We start from the raw sequence: 18,451 nt of genomic DNA, 5'->3' as shown, positions 1-18,451 counted from the left end.
TGAGCGATTATTTATCATTAGTTTTTCACGGTGGCACTGTCGTTACTCATCCGCATCGTATCGGCGGTTTCGGGTAAGGTGTGGATGGTATTCGAAGCCTTGTCATTGACTGTTTCTTTTTTATTGTCTTGATTGATGTACTGTGTTTCGGATTTTTTACATGACAACAGAGTGTATAACAGGAATACACATAATACTAGATTTTTCATAATAATGATTTGGTGAGATCAAACTTAATGATCAAAAAATAGAAAGTTTATGATGTGAATCACAATGGTATAAAATAAGCTTCCCCATTAAAAGGAAAATTTACTGAGAATGCAAAGGTGAATAGATTATTTTAAGCGCAGGAAGAAAATATCGCTTGAGTTTATGTGGCCTGTCATAAGCTTATCTTTATTGGTGGCAGATAAAGAGTCAATTGGCATTTTTGCTCATTAAGATTGTATTGTCATGCAAATCTTAATTGATATGGTATCTTCTTCACCCGCGATATTCACAAACAATGAACCAGCGTCAAAATAAAAAACACTTTTTATCATTGATAAAAAGTGTTTTTACTGATTTGCATCCGTTATGTAAGTGGAGTTGGAGGGATTCGAACCCTCGTCCAAACAAGCAATACATAAGCTTTCTACATGCTTATTCTACCATTGGTTTTTCGACTGGAGGCAGAGGATAGACACCTAACATCCAGCTTATCTTCTAAGATTTTCGAGTTTCAGCCGAAGCTTCTGAAGCCTTATTTCTGCATTCCTATATTCCAGGATCAAACGCCGCAGAACAGAGCGTTTGTGGAATATCTTGCTTCCCTACTGAAATCTTCGGGAAAACGCTTGATCTACTATACTTCGATATTAAGCTGCAAGAGCGAACTCTTCGTTGCCAGTTAAAATTTTGTAGCAAGGGATTATAGAGATCGCGCTACGGTTCTCTGCATGCTTACTTACCCATTGGTCTTGCTGTCGAAACCAGTCAACCCCATGAATAAAGTGACTGCAAAGATAAGGCTTTTTGTTATATATATCATTATAAAGGATTGTTTTTGTACTAACAGGCTTTTAAAATATGTTAAACTCAATGGATGTAAGACATAGAAGTTGATATGCTCAGTGGTTATATATGCGGTGTTTGTAGATTGTGGATAAAAAATATTGTCTTTGTCAATGCCTTTCAATACAATATTTCTGATGTGCAGCCAAGTGGTAAAATATTGTTTATGATCATATTTTTTTGTGTTGTAAGAAAAAATGTCTACTTTTGCAATCCAAAATGAGATGTAAAATATGTTAATAATTCCAGTTAAAGATGGTGAATCCATCGACAGAGCTTTAAAGAAATACAAGAGAAAATTTGATAAAACAGGTACTGTTCGTCAATTAAGATCTAGACAAGCGTTTATCAAGCCTTCTGTAACTTTGAGACAATCTAAGTTGAAAGCTGCTTACAAGCAAAGAGCGCTTAGTAAGGAAGAGCAGGCTTAAGAATTTTTTCTTAAACACATATTAATTCACTTCTTAAATTCTTATATTTGAGAAGTGAATTTTTATTTTCATACCTAAAGTGATGTTGGATAAATTTTTAGAATATTTGCAATTCGAAAAGAGGTATTCTCCCCATACCATTACAAGTTACAAAAAAGATCTTGCTGACTTTTCCTGTTTCTATCTGAGAACAGAGTCATCAGAAGATATTTCCAAAGCAGACAAAAAAGTAATCCGGAATTTTATTGTAGATCTCAGTGAGCATGATATTTCAAAACGAAGCATCAATCGAAAATTGTCATCGCTCCGGAGCTTCTATCTTTTCCTTTTAAAAATAGGTGAAATTAAAGTTTCTCCTACTGAAGGTATTTCTTCCCTGAAATTTTATGCAGAGAAGCAAATTCCTATGTCAAAAGAAGAAATGAGCGATCTTAATGCACGGATTTTTGAGCAGGTGCATGATCTGTTGGAGAAATGTATCATGGAAGTTCTATATCAGACCGGGATGCGAAAAGCTGAGCTTTGTGGCCTGATATTTGAGAATGTTGATGTAAGCAATAATGAATTAAAAATAATTGGAAAGGGAAATAAAGAACGGGTCGTTCCCATATCCGAAGATCTGTCCGGGCTTCTGAAAAGCTACCGGGAAATAAGAAAACCGGAAACAGAATATAAATCATATTTTTTTGTAAACAGGAAGGGGAAAAAACTCAACGAAAAATTTGTTTATGTGGTAGTTAATAAGTACCTTAGTCTTGTAACAACAAAAGAAAAAAAAAGTCCTCATATCCTTCGGCATAGCTTTGCTACTCACGTATTGGATAATGGGGCGGAGATCTCCAAAGTAAAAAAAATATTAGGGCATTCCAGTCTTGCCAGTACTCAAGTATATACGAATGCTAATATTGAACAATTGAAAAAAGTGTTTAATCAGGCTCATCCTCGAGCATCAAAAAAAGAAGAATTATGAAGATCACAGTACAATCAATTGGTTTAACTCCACACGAACCACTAGAATCACACATCGACAAAAAAGTTAGCAAACTAGACACCTTCTATGATAAAATTCAGGAGTGTAAAGTTTTTCTTAAAGTAGAAAACAACGCGGATAAAGTTAATAAAACAACCGAGCTTATTTTAGCCGTTCCGGGTGATGATATTGTTGTAAAAAAGACCTCGGCAAGTTTTGAGGAAAGTCTGGATCTTTGTGTTGATACAGCTAAAAAGCTACTAATCAAGAAAAAAGAAATGGCGTAGGAAAAAAAGTTAAAAAAAAATTATAAAAAATTTGAGAATTCAAAAAATCCGTTCTATATTTGCACTCGCAAAAAAGGAACAGTGATCTTTTGAATTCTTTTTTAATTTGCCTCCATAGCTCAGTTGGCCAGAGCACGTGATTTGTAATCTCGGGGTCGTGGGTTCGAATCCCTCTGGAGGCTCTTTAATATAAAATATCTGGGGAGATTCCAGAGTGGCTAAATGGGACTGACTGTAACTCAGTTGCTTCGGCTTCGTAGGTTCGAATCCTGCTCTCCCCACATTTTATATTATAAAAAAATGTTGCAGAATTGAATAAGTTTTATTAGTTTTGCACAGCGTTTACCAATAGTTTTGGAAACAAAATTGCGGAAGTAGCTCAGTTGGTAGAGCGTCAGCCTTCCAAGCTGAATGTCGCGGGTTCGACCCCCGTCTTCCGCTCAATAAAAATCACGCTACTCAGTGTGATTTTTTTAATTGATGCCGACTTAGCTCAGCGGTAGAGTGCTTCCTTGGTAAGGAAGAGGTCACGGGTTCAAGTCCCGTAGTTGGCTCTCGAGGGTCCCGAATTTTTTCGGGATTTTTTTTTGCCTGAAATTTTGATGTAAACGTAAAGTATCAGAACTAAAAATGATTCCATGTGAGTTTGGAAATTTCGGAAATCAAGTACAACAGTTGTAGAGAACGGAATATTTTCTATTTATACTGGATCAGGTACAAAAGTTGTGGAGAGACGATTTTTTTTCCCTGTTATACTTTTGCCTTGAAATCGAAGATTATCTCCTTTCCAGTCGATGAATGTTATTTCGACGGAGTCAAACAAAAGTATACAAAAATTCAAGACTGGAATCATCCGCTAAAAATTCACCTTGCCTCCTAAATTTCCAAACTCGCATGGATTCTACATTGGTTCTTCGACTCTCAATAGGGTCGCCATGCTCAGACACTGGAAATTTTTTAACGGGTTCAAGATCAATTTTGCCTCCGGTTTTTTTATTTTTATTTGAATCGGCGAACCTTAAAAGGTTTATTAACGCTCCTAATTCCTAGGTCGATTAAAGAATACTTACAACTATTTCCCAGGGCTCTGCTCAGAGTTCCCTTAATTTATGCTCAAACATCTGTGAAAATTCGGTTATCTGTGGTTAATTTTTTTACTTATACACTAAAATCGAAGATTATCTCTCTTCAATCGATGAATTTTATTTCTACGGAGTCAAAGATTGATTTGTGTACAATCCTATATTATTTTTTATATTTACATTAATTCAAGCTTTTACCTGGCCCCCACAACTTTTGTACCTGATCCAATTTCAGGAGCCCGGATCTACTTTCTTCTTTTATTCTCCATCATATTCCTTTTACTTTATCTTTAAGAATTACAATCATAAAAATTTTCGTTAATTTCGTGTAAAATAAATTTTGATGAATATTCTTTTATTAGAAGATGATCTCATTCTTTCTGCAGAATTGTGCAGGTTTTTAGAATCAAATAATTTTAACTGTGATAAGATCTATGATGGGGAGACCTTTCTTCGTCAGATCAAAAACAATACCTATGACCTCTATCTGCTGGACATCAATGTGCCGAAAATAAACGGGCTGGATGTCTGCCAGACCATTCGTTCTTTTGATAAAAATACACCTATCATTATCATTTCAGCTTATGGAGATATCTCTGATAAGAAAGATGCCTTTACCAGACTTGCTGACGATTACCTGGTAAAGCCCTTCCAGTTTGAGGAACTGTTTTTAAGAATCAATTCCTTATTGAGACGGAAGACACCATCAGATGCTGCCGATCAGGATATTATCAGAATAGATGACCTGATCATTAATAAGACGGAGCAGAAAATTTATCGCGGTGGTCATGAGATCTCCCTAACTTTAAAAGAGTTTCAGCTGTTGGTGTACCTGGCCGAAGCGCAGGGACGGACGGTTTCCAAACAGCAGATCACCGAACATGTCTGGGAGCACAACTTTAATACCAACACCAACACCGTAGAGGTCTATATCAATTTTTTAAGGAAAAAGATAGATAAAGATTTTAAAATTAAATTAATTCATACCCGCTCCGGTTTCGGATATTATTTAAGCCCATTATAATTCATGTCTTTAAAAAGAAAGATAGCTTTAACGATCAGTATTGCCTTTTCATTGCTTTTTGGAATGGTGATGGCTGTTATTTATCTGTCTTTTAACGACTTCAGAAGGGATGAATTTAAAGAAAGATTCAGGCAGAGACTTGAATTCACGACCCATTTCATTTCAAAGTCAAAAGATTTTGAGGAAGAGGCGTCCATTTTTTTTAACGAGAATTCAGATAACATCCTTCTTAATGAGACCATATTAATTTTCAATGAACAGAAGGAGCTTATTTACAGCACGATTAAAGATCGGAATGTAACCTGGGATAACGCCATGCTTAAAGAGCTGGATGAAAAAAAAATTATCTATACGGAGAAGACTGTTCCCGAGATTTATGCTGCCCTGAGAAATATTAATGGAGAGAATTACTACATTCTTACCAGTGCCTTTGATACCAATGGAAAATCAAAATTAAGTTATCTTAAATATCTCTTGATTACAGCTTATGTAATGAGTACGCTTCTGATAGGATTTTTTAGTTACCATTTTGTGGAAAAGTTCCTTCGCCCTTTGGAAGAACTCAATAAGGAGATTTCGGAAGTTACTGCCCACAAGCTGACGACTCAGATTCCTGTTCAGCAGTCTGAAGATGAGATCAGTGTTCTGGCTAATTCGTTTAATACCATGATTGTACGGTTGAATGATGTGTTCCAGTCTCAAAAGGATTTTACAGCGAGCGCTTCCCATGAGATCAGAACGCCTATTACAAGAATGGCTTTTCAGTTGGAAAACCTCATTAAATTTGAACATCATTCTCCTGAGACGCTGTCTGCGCTGAGACAGATCCAGAGGGACGTTTATCAGCTTTCCGATCTGACCAACTCACTGTTGCTGCTGACGAAGTTTGATAAAGCAAATATCCAGAGCATTTATGAAGAGGTAAGGATAGATGAAGTCATCTTTGAAGCTTTTGAAGCAGTGGAAAAAAGTTATCCCCAGCTGAAGCTCGACTTTCTTATCACGGAAGAGACTTCTGAAAATGCTTTTCTCACGATAGGTGGGATCCAGTCATTACTGATCATTGTCTTTATCAATCTATTCAAAAATGCGGCTGTATATTCTGATAATACTGAAGTGAAAGTTTTAATCACGGAAACCAACGACCATCTTAGTGTAGCAGTCATTTCCCATGGAGATACCGTTACTGAAGCAGAGCAGTCTAAATTATTTGAAGCCTTTACCAGGGGAAATAATGCCCAGAATATTTCTGGATCCGGTCTGGGACTTCGAATTGTTAAAAGAATTTTAGAATACCATGACGCTCAAATTCAATATTCTTCTCCAGCTGATTTCCAGAACAAATTTACAGTTGTATTTAAAAAATAATAGCAGATCTCCTTTTGTAAAAAGAGACTCGGATTATTGTTAAACTTTTGTTTAAAATCCCGAAACTGAATTTAGCAGTAAAAGAATAGAGAAACTATATTTTTTCCCCACAAACAACTTATTTCAGCCAATTTTAATATTATTTTAAGCCTCATTTAAGGTTCTTTTAATCATGTCAGAGCAATTTTGTGATTTAAAAATAAAATAATGAACAGAATTGCAGTGCTGTGCCTGGCCGCTTCCTCATTCATGGCGGCACAACAGCAAATGTCTCTTTTGGATTGTGAAGAAGCATTTCAAAAGAACAACCTCCAACTGCTCGCCGAACAATACAATATCAATATGGCCGATGCGGATATTCTGCAATCGAAGATTTGGGAACTGCCACAGTTGAGTGGACAGTTCAATGCTTATAATCCTCAGGATAAAAAAATTTTTGATGCAGGACATTCAAAGGGAGCAGGAATTACACAGTTGATCTATATGGGGGGCAAAAAGAAAAATGAAATTGCCTTTGCCAAATCCAATAAAGAACTGGCGCAACTTCAGTTTTCGCAGCTGCTGGCAGATTTGAGAGCCCAGCTGCGTGCTGCTTATTTCAATCTTTACTATGAAAAATTAAAGCTGGAGAACACCAACAAACAGTTGGGGTACATGAATGACCTTTTAAGTGCGTACCGCGTCCAGTCTTCCAAGGGAAATGTTTCGCTTAAAGATGCGGTGAGACTACAGAGTCTCGTGATCCAGCTGAACCATGACAAACTTGAAATCAATAAAAATATTCTGGAATACGAACAGAGCTTAAAAATCCTGACAGGTGTTTCAGAAGCCATAGAACCTGCAATGTCCGAGGCTGAAGCTAAAGATGCATTGAACGTCCAGCCTTTTGGGGATGAAGAGGAACTGCAAAAAAAAGCACTGGAAAACAATTCGGATTACAGATATCATCTGAAACTGATTGATAATAGTAAACTATATGCACAGTGGCAAAAGTCAATGAATGTGCCGGACCTTAATGTGGGGGCAGCTTGGGACCAGGCCGGGGGAACCTTTAATAATGAGGTCAATCTGACTCTGGGGATTCCTTTGCCTTTATGGAAGGCCAATCAGGGAAATGTGGAAAAAGCGAATTATGCCATTCAGCAGAATCAGAAAAATGCCGATTTTCAAAAATTAACCCTTGAAACAAAAGTGCAATCTGCCTTTAAAACTTGGAAGGCACAATATGAGCAGCTGTTGGATATTAAAACCACGGACCTTAAAAATATGGATCTGGTGTATAACGGGATGCTGACTAATTTCAGAAAAGGAAACGTCAATCTTATTGAATTTACCGATTTCATGGACAGTTACAGGCAGACTGCTCTTCAGATCTATGATATGAAAAATGAGATCATGCAGTCCGCAGAGCAACTTAACCAACTCGTACAAACGAAAATCTTCTATTAACGATGAAAACATATATTATTCCCGCGCTGATGGTCTTATCATTAGCGGTGTCCTGTTCAAAAAAGGAAGAAAATAATAATCAGGCTAAAAAAGGCTTTGAGCTTAGCAACACTATGTTGAAATCTATTGCGTTGGCAAAAGTTGAAAAAAAGAACATAGAAGATGAATACAGTTTCTACGGAAAGATTTCGGCAGATAAAAACAGCTACATTGATGTATATCCTCTTGTGGGAGGAAATGTAATGAGCGTGAATGTTGAGTTGGGAGATTATGTAAAAAAAGGGCAGGTATTGGCGACCATTAGGAGTACAGAGCTTGCGGAGATTCAAAAAGATGTAAGCGATGCAAAGACTGATATGGTGGTTGCCAGGAATAATCTGCGGGTAGCAAAGGAATTGTATGAAGGAAAGCTGAATACGGAAAGAGAGGTCCTGGAAGCAAAAAGCCAGCTTCAGAAAGCAGAAGACCAGCTGCAGAGAGCTACGGCGGTAAGCACTGTCTATAATGTAAAGACCGGAAATATCTATAGTGTAGTGGCTCCGATCAGCGGGTATATCGTTCAGAAGAATATCAATAAAGACATGCAGCTGCGAAGCGACCGGAGCGAAAATATTTTTGATGTAGCCAATACCACCAATGTATGGGCCATCATGAATGTCAATGAATCGGATATTGATAAAATAAGCCTGGGAATGAGGGCACAAGTTTCTACCTTATCTTATCCTGATAAGGTATTTGATGGGAAAATTGATAAAATCTTTAAAATTATAGATCCACAGACCAATGCAATGCAGGCAAGAGTGGTATTGGATAATGCCAACGGATTGTTGATCCCGGATAGTAAAGCCACCATAAAAGTGTCACGTCTGGAAGATGATACGATGCTGACAGTTCCTTCTAAGGCGGTCATTTTTGATGACAACAAGAGCTTTGTTGTGGTATTTAAGTCGAGAACTGATGTGAAGATAAGAGAAGTAAAAGTACTGAAGCAGGCTGGTGATGTCATTTATATTGTAGAAGGACTGAAGGAAGGAGAGGAAGTAATCACCAATAATCAGCTGTTGGTATACCGTTCTCTGAACAGCTAGCAGTATCATCAGGCAATAACTTAGAGAGACTTCTTCTTATTTTAATTGTTGTAGTGAAATCTTTCAACGGCTTTTTTAGGTCATCAATTATGTATCATGAATAAATTCATTAAAAATATAATCGCTTTTTCATTAAAAAATAAAGCATTTACTTTTATCTGGGTTGCCATTTTGGCTATTGCCGGATTTATAAGTTTCAAGAACATGCCCATTGAAGCTTTTCCGGATGTTACCAATACTCAGATCGTCATCATTACTCAATGGAATGGACGTAGTGCAGAGGAAGTGGAACGTTTTGTAACTACCCCCATCGAATTGGCCATGAGCCCGGTTCAGAAGAAAACCAGTGTGAGAAGTACGACGATGTTCGGGCTTTCTATTGTGAAAATTCTATTTGACGACGGGGTGGATGATACTTTTGCCAGAAATCAGGTCAATAACCAATTAAGAACCATTAGCCTTCCTGATGAGGTAGATCCTGAAGTACAGCCACCCTACGGGCCAACCGGAGAGATTTTCAGATATACACTGGATAGCAAAACAAAAGACTCCCGTCAACTGCTTACGCTGCAGAACTGGGTTATCGACCGGGCCCTAAGAGGTGTTCCCGGAGTAGCGGATATCAATGTTTTTGGTGGTCAGGACAAAGTTTTTGAATTAAGTATTGACCCAAGAGCTTTGGACAAATACAATCTGACCCCGCTGCAGGTGTATGATGCCGTTACCAAAAGCAATCTGAACGTAGGAGGTGATGTTATTGAAAAAAATGGACAGGCCTATGTGGTACGGGGAATAGGTTTGGTAAAATCTGTTGCTGATATTGGAAATATTACGATTCAGAATGATAGCGGAAATCCGGTCCTTGTAAAGAATGTAGCGGAAGTGCATGAGAGCTCCATGCCCCGCGTAGGACAAGCCGGTCTGAATAATCATGAAGATACGGTAGAGGGTATTGTTGTCATGAGAAAAGGGGAGAACCCAAGAGAAGTGCTGATAGGGGTAAAAGCTAAAATTAAAGAGCTTAATGAAAAAATACTGCCCAAGGACGTAAAAATGGTGACGTTCTATGATCGTGATCACCTCATGGATTTTACAACCCGTACCGTGATGCATAACCTTATTGAAGGAATTGTTCTGGTGACGGTCATTGTTTTAATCTTCATGGCAGACTGGAGAACAACCTTAATTGTTTCCATCGTTATTCCTTTGTCCCTTTTATTTGCTTTTTTATGTTTAAAAATGGCTGGAATGAGTGCTAATCTCCTTTCCCTGGGGGCAGTAGATTTCGGAATTATCATTGATGGAGCAGTCGTCATGGTGGAGGGGCTTTTTGTAATGCTTGATCATAAAGCACATCAATATGGAATGGAAAAGTTTAATAAGCTGGCAAAAGGAGGCTGGATCAAGCAGACCGGTACCGGCTTGGGAAAAGCTATTTTCTTTTCAAAATTAATTATCATCACTTCCCTCATTCCGATCTTCTCCTTCCAGAAGGTGGAAGGGAAAATGTTTTCCCCTTTAGCATTTACACTGGGGTTTGCATTGATAGGCGCGCTGATCTTTACATTAACCCTTGTTCCGGTTCTTTCCCATATTCTTTTAAATAAAAATGTACGGGAAAAAAATAATCCTTTTGTAAATTTTTGGGACAAAATTGTTTTAAGGGGATTTAATTTCACCTTTAAACATAAAAGAATGAGTATGATCGTTGCCATCTCATTTCTTGCGGTAACTTTATTTTCCGGCAAGTTTCTGGGAACAGAATTCCTGCCACAGCTCAATGAAGGTTCACTTTGGATTACAGCGGAAATGCCAATGAGCTCCTCCCTGAAAGAATCCCTGAAAACAGCTGACCTTTTGAAAAAAGATATTATGAGTTTTTCTGAAGTGACGGATGTGCTGGCTCAGACAGGAAGAAGTAATGATGGTACAGATCCCAACGGCTTCGGCTTTGTACAGTTTGCCGTAAACCTGAAACCCCGCGAAGAGTGGAAGCGGAAGATCACTTATGATGAACTGATCAATGAAATCGATCAGAAGCTGAGAAGCTATCAGGGAATCACATTCAATTATTCCCAGCCGATTTCGGACAACGTAGCAGAGGCTGTTGCCGGCTTTAAAGCTGAAAACGGAATCAAAATTTATGGTGATAATCTGGAGACGCTGGATCAGCTTGCCCACGAAATCTTATCCAAAATTAAAGATGTAGACGGTGTAAAAGATCCCGGAATTATTAAAAATATCGGGCAGCCGGAAGTAAGTGTCGTCCTGGACCGCGATAAAATGGCAGCGTACGGAGTAATGCCGGCTGACGCGCAAGCCGTACTGGAAATGGCCTTTGGAGGAAAGACGGCCTCGGAAATGTTTGATGGTGAGAGAAAGTTCCCCATCCGTCTCCGCTATTCACAGGAGTATAGAAGTGACGAAAAGGACATTGCTTCTTTGATGGTTCCTACACAGGACGGAGCAAAAATTCCTCTGAAAGAAATCAGTACTATATTGAAAGACAATGGAGCCGCATTCATTTACAGGGACAATATCAAAAGATATATCGGGGTTAAATTTTCAATCCGCGACCGGGATTTGGGAAGTACTATTGCTGATGCACAGAAAAAAGTTTCTGCAGTAGATCTTCCGGATGGCTATTCGATAGGATGGACAGGACAGTTTGAAAACCAGCAGAGGGCTTCCCATCGCCTGACGCAGGTAGTGCCTGTGAGTATTCTTATGATCTTTTTTCTGTTGTTTATCCTGTTTGGAAATATGAAAGATTCGCTTCTGGTATTGGCCAATGTACCATTTGCACTGATTGGCGGAATCATTGCGCTGCATATTACCGGAATGAATTTTGGAATTTCTGCAGGAGTAGGTATGATTGCGCTCCTGGGAATATGTATCCAGAATGGGGTGATTCTGATTACAGAATTCCATCAGAATGTGAAAAACGGGCTGGATATTGATAGGGCCATCTTAAATGGAGTGAAATCTAGAACCCGGCCCGTTATTATGACTGCGCTTATGGCATCCATCGGATTGATGCCGGCGGCTTTATCCACAGGAATCGGTTCAGAATCCCAGAAGCCTCTGGCTATTGTTATTATTGGGGGATTGATTACGGCAACAGTACTCACACTGCTTATTTTTCCGATTATTTTCTGGATCTTCAACAGGCCTAAAAAACTGCGACAAATTTAATCTTGTTCATATCGCTTCGCCCCGGGTTTTTCCTGGGGTGAAGCCTTTTTTAACTTCTTATTATAAAATTTCAAATAAAATAATTAATTTAGGCGCCTATTATAAACACATGATATCTGCAAAAAAATGATGAATTCCCAATCTCTGATGCATTTGTAGAATAGCTTTGTTTAGCTCTTTGGGCTGGAGCTTAGCTCTTATCACCTATCTTAAAAACAAATGTTAAAAACACAATATGGAACGCTACAAAAAAACAGTTCTCCTCGTATTCGGTTTCCTGATCGTAATACTCCCGCTGCAATTGATCTTTAAAGTAAATCTTGAAGAAACTTATCCTTCATTTAATTTTCCAGGATTTGCTTCATATCCCATCAAGGATGGAAAGTACATTAAATTTACCAGAACAACTTCTCATGTTTTTTTTAAAGATGGCTCAGACAGTATTCTGGTAAAAAATGACTATTTGGGAGACAGAATACCCCGGACTATTCAGATCACCCTGATGAAGAACCTCCTCTTTCCTAAGGAATATCCTATTTTAAGTGACCGTATCAATGCTTTGCCACCTTACAAGAAAAAGCTTTACCTGCTGAAGAAATCCATCCTTAACAGGAATATAAAAAAAGTGGATTTAGACGAAAGCAAAAAATTTATCGTGGAAAAAATGAAAGAACGCTTTTCCGGTAAAGAAGTATCAGGTATGCAGGTGATCAATGAAACGGTAGATTTTGATATTACCACGAGAACAATGGGGCAGACTGCTGTTCAGGATACTGTATTGAATTTCCGATTTTAAACTAACAAAATGATGAATAAATTAAAAGAACTTCCTTTCACCAGTTACCGCCCCAGCTACGAGTTTCTGGCATTTTACAGAATATTTTTCTCCCTGTTCCTATTGTGGATGGGAATTGCTGACAACAGCTGGATTGATGCTATCCCCAAAAGTGCAATGCATCCGCCTATCAGTATGCTGTCTTTTATAGACTTTATTCCTTCCGAAATGTTTTTTGTGGTATGCAGGTATCTGATGTACCTGGGGTTATTGCTGATCCTGATAGGGTACAGGCCGAGAATATTTGCAATACTTTATATCGTACTGTATGTGGTGACCAACAATTATGCTTATTCTTTTGGGAAAATAAACCACGATTTTATCTATACGTTGCCGATTTTGGTGATGGCTTTTTCACCCTGGAACAGAACGTATAGTTTCTTTCCCGAGCCGCCGGAAAAAACAGACGAATTGGCAAAGTCATGGCCTATGTTTTTGATGAGTCTCGTCTTTAGCTTCGGAATGTTTACCGCAGGATTTTCCAAGATTTTGGGAGGATGGCTGAGCATGGATACTCAATATACCCAGATCTTCTTTAACCAATACCGGTATATTATCGGATGGACCGACCTTCTGTCCGGAGTGTATGACGGAATCCGGTCTAAGGTGTTCTGGGAAATTCTTGATTATACTACGGTGATTTTTGAAACCCTGTTTCTTGTCGCCTTTCTTTCACCAAAATTTTTCAGGGTAATGCTTGTCGCAGCAATTTTCTTTCATATTAACGTATTGTTGATGCTGAATATTTCCTTTATGTTCTCGATAGGGCTGTATACCCTTTTTATTCCGGCTTATCTGCTTCCTGCCAGTTTCAGAAATAAGGTGAAAAACGTATTCACCGGTATATTCAATCAAAAGTACAGAGCTATAGCCGTGGTGGTGGTCGCAGTGTACCTGTTGGTCATCGCTTTCTTTAATATCAATACTGTTGAATTTCTCCTTAATAAATTTTTCTATTCGATCTCTTTTGGAAAATATTCCGCTTCGTTGATCATTATGGGAGGGTATATGCTTCTGGCATTTTATCTGTTCATCAGATCACAGAAGAAGGTGAATTTAGAATAGTATATACAAGAAGGATTTTACTGCATTCAAGAATGAGGCTAACCATAAGCTTATTCTTTATCTACTGGCTTTCAGTCTTTTTCATAAAAGGTTCCCGAAAGATTTTTTCAATTCGGAAAAATGTGTAAATTTGCAGTCTCAATACGTTGAAATATAAGGTTTGTCCTTCATTGGATGAGAATATTGAAAGTTTTTTTTATAAAAAGTTTTTGGTATCTAAAAATTCATTATATTTGCACACCGAAAATTTGAAAAACAATAAATAAATAATTTTAAATCATGGCAAAGGAAACGTTTAATCGTAACAAACCACACTTGAACATTGGTACTATTGGTCACGTTGACCATGGTAAAACTACACTTACTGCAGCTATCAGTAGTGTATTGGCTAACAAAGGTCTTGCTGAGAAAAAAGACTTCTCTGCTATTGACTCTGCTCCAGAAGAAAAAGAAAGAGGTATCACTATTAATACAGCTCACATCGAGTACGAAACTGAAAACAGACACTATGCACACGTTGACTGTCCGGGTCACGCCGACTATGTTAAGAACATGGTAACTGGTGCTGCTCAGATGGATGGAGCAATCTTAGTATGTGCTGCAACTGATGGACCAATGCCTCAAACTAGAGAGCACATCCTACTTTGCCGTCAGGTAAACGTACCAAGAATCGTTGTTTTCATGAACAAAGTTGATATGGTGGATGATGCTGAGCTTTTAGAGCTTGTTGAACTTGAACTTAGAGATTTATTATCTACTTACGAATATGATGGAGATAACTCTCCAGTAATCCAGGGATCTGCTCTTGGAGCTCTTAACGGAGACGACAAGTGGGTTAAGACTGTTGAAGAATTAATGGAAGCAGTTGATACTTGGATCGAGCAGCCTGTTAGAGATCAGGATAAGCCATTCTTGATGCCAATCGAAGACGTATTCTCTATTACAGGTAGAGGTACTGTAGCAACTGGTAGAATCGAGGCTGGTGTTATCAACACTGGTGATCCAGTTGATATCGTAGGTATGGGTGACGAAAAATTAACTTCTACTATTACAGGAGTTGAGATGTTCAGAAAAATCCTAGACAGAGGTGAAGCTGGTGATAACGTAGGTCTATTGTTGAGAGGTATTGAAAAAACTGACATCAAGAGAGGTATGGTTATCGCTAAGAAAGATTCAGTGAAGCCACACAAAAAATTCAAAGCTGAGGTTTATATCCTTTCTAAAGAAGAAGGTGGACGTCACACTCCATTCCACAACAAGTACCGTCCTCAGTTCTACGTAAGAACTACTGACGTTACAGGTGAGATCTTCTTACCAGAAGGTGTAGAAATGGTAATGCCTGGTGATAACTTAACAATCACTGTTGAATTACTTCAACCAATTGCTCTTAACGAGGGTCTTAGATTCGCGATCAGAGAAGGTGGTAGAACAGTAGGTGCAGGTCAGGTAACTGAGATCATCGACTAATCCATCTTAAACAATATAAAAAGCTTCCGTAAGGAATTTCTTACGGAGCTTTTTAAACTACGGGCATCGTCCAATGGTAGGATACCGGTCTCCAAAACCGTTGATCAGGGTTCGAATCCTTGTGCCCGTGCAAATATAAATTATGAGTTCATTTGTCGATTTTTTAAAAGGTTCTTATAACGAATTCAGACATAAAGTTGAATGGCCAAAATGGGGTGACCTTCAGTCATCTACCATTGTAGTGACTATTGCGACAGTGATTCTGTCGTTGTTTACCTTTGGAGTTGATGAATTGTTTTCAAAAGCAATCAGCAACATCATAGGAATGCTAATCAACCTGTTCAATTAATTAAAAGTATTTTCCCATAATGAGCGAATTGAAATGGTATGTGCTGAAAGCAATCAGCGGACAGGAAAATAAAGTGAAAAACTATATTGAGACAGAAATCAAACGTCTAGGGTTTGAGCAGTACGTTACTCAAGTGGTTATTCCTATGGAAAAGGTAATTCAGATTAGAAACGGTAAAAAAGTTCCTAAGGAGAAACCTTACTACCCTGGTTACTTAATGATTGAAGCTGACCTGATGGGAGAGATTCCTCACGTAATCAAAAATATTCCTGGAGTTATTTCTTTCTTAAGTTTAACAAAAGGAGGGGATCCTGTTCCAATGAGAAAATCTGAAGTGAACAGAATGCTTGGAAGAATGGATGAACTTTCAGAATTCGCAAGCGATGTTGAAATTCCTTATGTAGTAGGTGAAAATGTTAAAGTAATCGACGGACCTTTCAACGGATTCAATGGTACAGTGGAAAAAATTCTTGAAGACAAAAAGAAAATTGAAGTTTCTGTATTGATCTTCGGTAGAAAAACTCCAATGGAGCTTAGCTACATGCAAGTAGAAAAAGTATAAGAAATACTCTATAGTATATAAGAACTATCTCAATTTTGGGATAGTTCTTTTTTTGTATATATATATTTTCATTTTCAAATGAAATATTAAGTATATTTATCTGTCAATAAAAATAAAAAATTATAAGTATGAAAAAGGTAAAAAAATTAAACAGAGAGTATTTAAAAAAAATTAAAGGAGGATCTGATGATTGTAATGAAGTTTGTCCTGCCGGACCTTACGGACCTGGTCTTCCGGGATCTTGTGCAGAATTCGAGGCGTTACCGGAATGTTGCAAATTTATTGTATCGGTAAGCGCTGATTGCTTTCCAGAATAAAAAATAAGGCTGTTTCTTTTTGAGGCAGCTTTTTTTTTGATTAGGAGCAGAAGTTGGGGTTAACCAAAAAGTTGAGTAATTTCTCCAGTACACTTTTTGGATAGTCCACAACTTTTAATATCGATCTTTTTTTGTCTAATTCCTGACACCTATCAAAAGCGTTGCATTGCATATTGAATGACACGATACAGATTGTGTTAAGAAATAGTCTGTGTTTTGAAGCCGATCATGGATTCTTTAATTATTCTTACCTTTATTCTGTTCGTGAAGGTGAGAATAATTTTTTTTTCTTGAGCTTTTTTTATGAAAATTTTTCAGCGACTGTTCATATTTATGACTTTTGTCAGCCACTTGTATAAGCCGGTTTACCTTGTTTTAATTATCACTGTGTAGAGATAACTTATTGTATTCCTTGTCTTTATGAGGTGTTTCATGGTGTGTTTTGCTTTGATATGGCATGCTTATTGTAAAGTTACACGCAAGTAATCCAAAAAACTATACTTGTTCATTATTCAATGCACTGTTCGCAGGAGTATGGATATCATATGCTTTTTTATAAAGTAATAGAGGAGTTTTAGTTTTTTTAGTTGCTAAAAACACAATTTCTATAATAAACACATAACCTAATGACAAAAGTTATTTCGATGATCCTTTTAATGGGAGCATTATGCATGAATGCACAGGTTGGTATCAATACTGTGACGCCGGAAAAAGAGCTATCCGTTAATGGAACAATGAAGACTTCAGGAATCGTCTTTAAAAAACCAATGGAAAAGCTGGGTACTAATGAGAATTATACGTTCATTATCAAGTCACCAGCACCCGAAAACAAAATTACAGCGTATAATGATTCTTTTGTTCCCAACTCCCCTGCACCTATTAACCTTATTCAGTACAAGATTACCTGCGATCCTGAGGATAAAGATTGGGTGAACCAGTTTGATACAAAGATCAACTCGAATAAGTTTGTAGTCGTGATCTCTTCTTTTGGATTTACCCAGCCTACAAGAACGTATTCTGCCGCATGGCTAACACCGGTGCCACAGATCTTCGCTTATTCTCAAGGTGGGACATGGAAGTTAAAAGCAGATTACCAGGGATTCGCTCCGGATCCGTCTTTTCCTACAGGAGTATGGACTCTGAATCTATTGGTATTTGATAAATCCTATGCAAAGGATTTCAATAAGACCCAGAATCTTAATGCCTCTACTACAGGTGCTGCTTCGGCTCCGTTAATTCAATAAAACAACACATATATTATGAAAAAAATTACTGCACTATTTCTGGTCGGGTTTGCTGCTTTGCATGCTAATGCTCAGGTTGGAATCAATACCAATACCCCTAAGGGAATGTTGGATGTAGAAGGGGAAACGCTTGTTGAATCTTATCTGGTAGATACTGAAAATGCTAAAGCAAGTGGAAATTATCTTCTTCTCACCAGATCAAAAGATTCTTCACCGGTAGGTAAAGTGAAGCTGTTGGATATCTCACTCCGTAATGTAGCACCTGTGAATGCCTATAATGTTGTACTGAAAAATGTAAAACAGGATGAAGTCGTTAACCTTAATACGGGGTTGGAAACGGATAAATATGTTGTGGCTATTACAGGGGCTGTCTTTACAGTAGCGGTATCAGCAGTCAATACAACAACGACACCAAAATCTTTTGGATCTTATTCTACTGAAGTTACTAAGGTAGCAAAAGCCGGGAAAAATTACCATGCAATTAATTTGAGTTTCAAAGGAGCTGGAACCACTTCATCACAAAATGGGACCTGGACCGTTACCCTGAATGTATTTGAAAAATCACTTGTTAAAGATTGGGGAACCTTTACAGGTTCCGTATCAAAATCCGCATCGCCAGCATATTCAGGAGTATCAACCAACACGCCATTAGGGCTTCAATAAAA

17 protein-coding genes, 5 tRNA genes and 1 other RNA gene are annotated in these 18,451 nt (G+C 37.9%); 21 read left to right on the top strand and 2 right to left on the bottom strand.

Going from position 1 to position 18,451, the window contains the following annotated elements:
• Nucleotides 1-17: 17 nt before the first annotated feature.
• Nucleotides 18-209 (bottom strand): hypothetical protein, encoded by a 192-nt coding sequence (locus tag DRF67_RS12200; RefSeq protein ID WP_115928576.1) that lies wholly within the window; start codon nt 207-209, stop codon nt 18-20.
• Nucleotides 210-580: 371 nt separating this feature from the next.
• Nucleotides 581-983: a transfer-messenger RNA gene (gene ssrA, locus DRF67_RS12195) on the bottom strand.
• Between the two features lie 303 nt (nt 984-1,286).
• On the opposite strand from ssrA, the gene rpsU reads away from it, so the two are divergent.
• The 21 genes from rpsU (at nt 1,287) to DRF67_RS12090 (ending at nt 18,449) form a co-directional block, all read left to right on the top strand.
• The gene (gene rpsU / locus DRF67_RS12190) at nt 1,287-1,484 is read left to right on the top strand and encodes a 30S ribosomal protein S21 (protein WP_045501128.1); all 198 of its coding nucleotides are present in this window, start codon (nt 1,287-1,289) and stop codon (nt 1,482-1,484) included.
• Nucleotides 1,485-1,566: 82 nt separating this feature from the next.
• Nucleotides 1,567-2,454: a tyrosine-type recombinase/integrase gene (locus tag DRF67_RS12185; protein WP_115928575.1), complete on the top strand. Its 888-nt coding sequence runs from the start codon at nt 1,567-1,569 to the stop codon at nt 2,452-2,454.
• Nucleotides 2,451-2,741, top strand: a complete 291-nt coding sequence (locus DRF67_RS12180; RefSeq protein ID WP_115928574.1) for an HPF/RaiA family ribosome-associated protein — start codon at nt 2,451-2,453, stop codon at nt 2,739-2,741. The genes DRF67_RS12185 and DRF67_RS12180 overlap by 4 nt, the downstream gene beginning before the upstream one ends.
• A 108-nt stretch (nt 2,742-2,849) precedes the next feature.
• Nucleotides 2,850-2,923 (top strand) — tRNA-Thr (locus tag DRF67_RS12175).
• An 18-nt stretch (nt 2,924-2,941) separates the two neighbouring features.
• A tRNA-Tyr gene (locus tag DRF67_RS12170) sits at nt 2,942-3,022 on the top strand.
• Between the two features lie 87 nt (nt 3,023-3,109).
• A tRNA-Gly gene (locus DRF67_RS12165) sits at nt 3,110-3,182 on the top strand.
• Between the two features lie 41 nt (nt 3,183-3,223).
• Nucleotides 3,224-3,295, top strand: a tRNA-Thr gene (locus DRF67_RS12160).
• An 871-nt stretch (nt 3,296-4,166) separates the two neighbouring features.
• Nucleotides 4,167-4,847: a response regulator transcription factor gene (locus DRF67_RS12155; protein WP_115928573.1), complete on the top strand. Its 681-nt coding sequence runs from the start codon at nt 4,167-4,169 to the stop codon at nt 4,845-4,847.
• Nucleotides 4,848-4,850: 3 nt separating this feature from the next.
• Complete coding sequence (locus tag DRF67_RS12150; protein WP_115928572.1) at nt 4,851-6,215, top strand: ATP-binding protein; 1,365 nt, start codon at nt 4,851-4,853, stop codon at nt 6,213-6,215.
• A gap of 207 nt (nt 6,216-6,422) precedes the next feature.
• Nucleotides 6,423-7,664: a TolC family protein gene (locus DRF67_RS12145; protein WP_115928571.1), complete on the top strand. Its 1,242-nt coding sequence runs from the start codon at nt 6,423-6,425 to the stop codon at nt 7,662-7,664.
• 2 nt (nt 7,665-7,666) lie between these two features.
• Nucleotides 7,667-8,752: an efflux RND transporter periplasmic adaptor subunit gene (locus DRF67_RS12140; RefSeq protein ID WP_115928570.1), complete on the top strand. Its 1,086-nt coding sequence runs from the start codon at nt 7,667-7,669 to the stop codon at nt 8,750-8,752.
• A 96-nt stretch (nt 8,753-8,848) separates the two neighbouring features.
• Nucleotides 8,849-11,947, top strand: a complete 3,099-nt coding sequence (locus tag DRF67_RS12135) for an efflux RND transporter permease subunit (protein ID WP_115928569.1) — start codon at nt 8,849-8,851, stop codon at nt 11,945-11,947.
• Between the two features lie 235 nt (nt 11,948-12,182).
• Nucleotides 12,183-12,743 carry a hypothetical protein gene (locus DRF67_RS12130; protein WP_115928568.1) on the top strand — a complete coding sequence of 187 codons (561 nt, stop codon included), beginning with the start codon at nt 12,183-12,185 and terminating at the stop codon, nt 12,741-12,743.
• Nucleotides 12,744-12,752: 9 nt separating this feature from the next.
• Nucleotides 12,753-13,847: a hypothetical protein gene (locus DRF67_RS12125; RefSeq protein ID WP_123912740.1), complete on the top strand. Its 1,095-nt coding sequence runs from the start codon at nt 12,753-12,755 to the stop codon at nt 13,845-13,847.
• 279 nt (nt 13,848-14,126) lie between these two features.
• Nucleotides 14,127-15,314: an elongation factor Tu gene (gene tuf, locus DRF67_RS12120; protein ID WP_115928566.1), complete on the top strand. Its 1,188-nt coding sequence runs from the start codon at nt 14,127-14,129 to the stop codon at nt 15,312-15,314.
• A gap of 59 nt (nt 15,315-15,373) precedes the next feature.
• Nucleotides 15,374-15,444, top strand: a tRNA-Trp gene (locus DRF67_RS12115).
• 12 nt (nt 15,445-15,456) lie between these two features.
• Nucleotides 15,457-15,663, top strand: a complete 207-nt coding sequence (gene secE, locus DRF67_RS12110) for a preprotein translocase subunit SecE (RefSeq protein WP_115928565.1) — start codon at nt 15,457-15,459, stop codon at nt 15,661-15,663.
• 19 nt (nt 15,664-15,682) lie between these two features.
• The gene (gene nusG, locus DRF67_RS12105) at nt 15,683-16,225 is read left to right on the top strand and encodes a transcription termination/antitermination protein NusG (protein WP_115928564.1); all 543 of its coding nucleotides are present in this window, start codon (nt 15,683-15,685) and stop codon (nt 16,223-16,225) included.
• Nucleotides 16,226-16,353: 128 nt separating this feature from the next.
• On the top strand, nt 16,354-16,542 hold the full coding sequence (locus tag DRF67_RS12100) for a bacteriocin-like protein (RefSeq protein ID WP_115928563.1): 189 nt from the start codon (nt 16,354-16,356) through the stop codon (nt 16,540-16,542).
• Nucleotides 16,543-17,168: 626 nt separating this feature from the next.
• Nucleotides 17,169-17,786: a hypothetical protein gene (locus DRF67_RS12095; protein ID WP_115928562.1), complete on the top strand. Its 618-nt coding sequence runs from the start codon at nt 17,169-17,171 to the stop codon at nt 17,784-17,786.
• Between the two features lie 15 nt (nt 17,787-17,801).
• On the top strand, nt 17,802-18,449 hold the full coding sequence (locus DRF67_RS12090; RefSeq protein ID WP_115928561.1) for a hypothetical protein: 648 nt from the start codon (nt 17,802-17,804) through the stop codon (nt 18,447-18,449).
• Nucleotides 18,450-18,451 lie beyond the last annotated feature (2 nt).

The organism is Chryseobacterium pennipullorum (assembly GCF_003384725.1).
Classification (GTDB): domain Bacteria; phylum Bacteroidota; class Bacteroidia; order Flavobacteriales; family Weeksellaceae; genus Chryseobacterium; species Chryseobacterium pennipullorum.
This window is presented reverse-complemented; position numbering and strand designations above follow the sequence as displayed.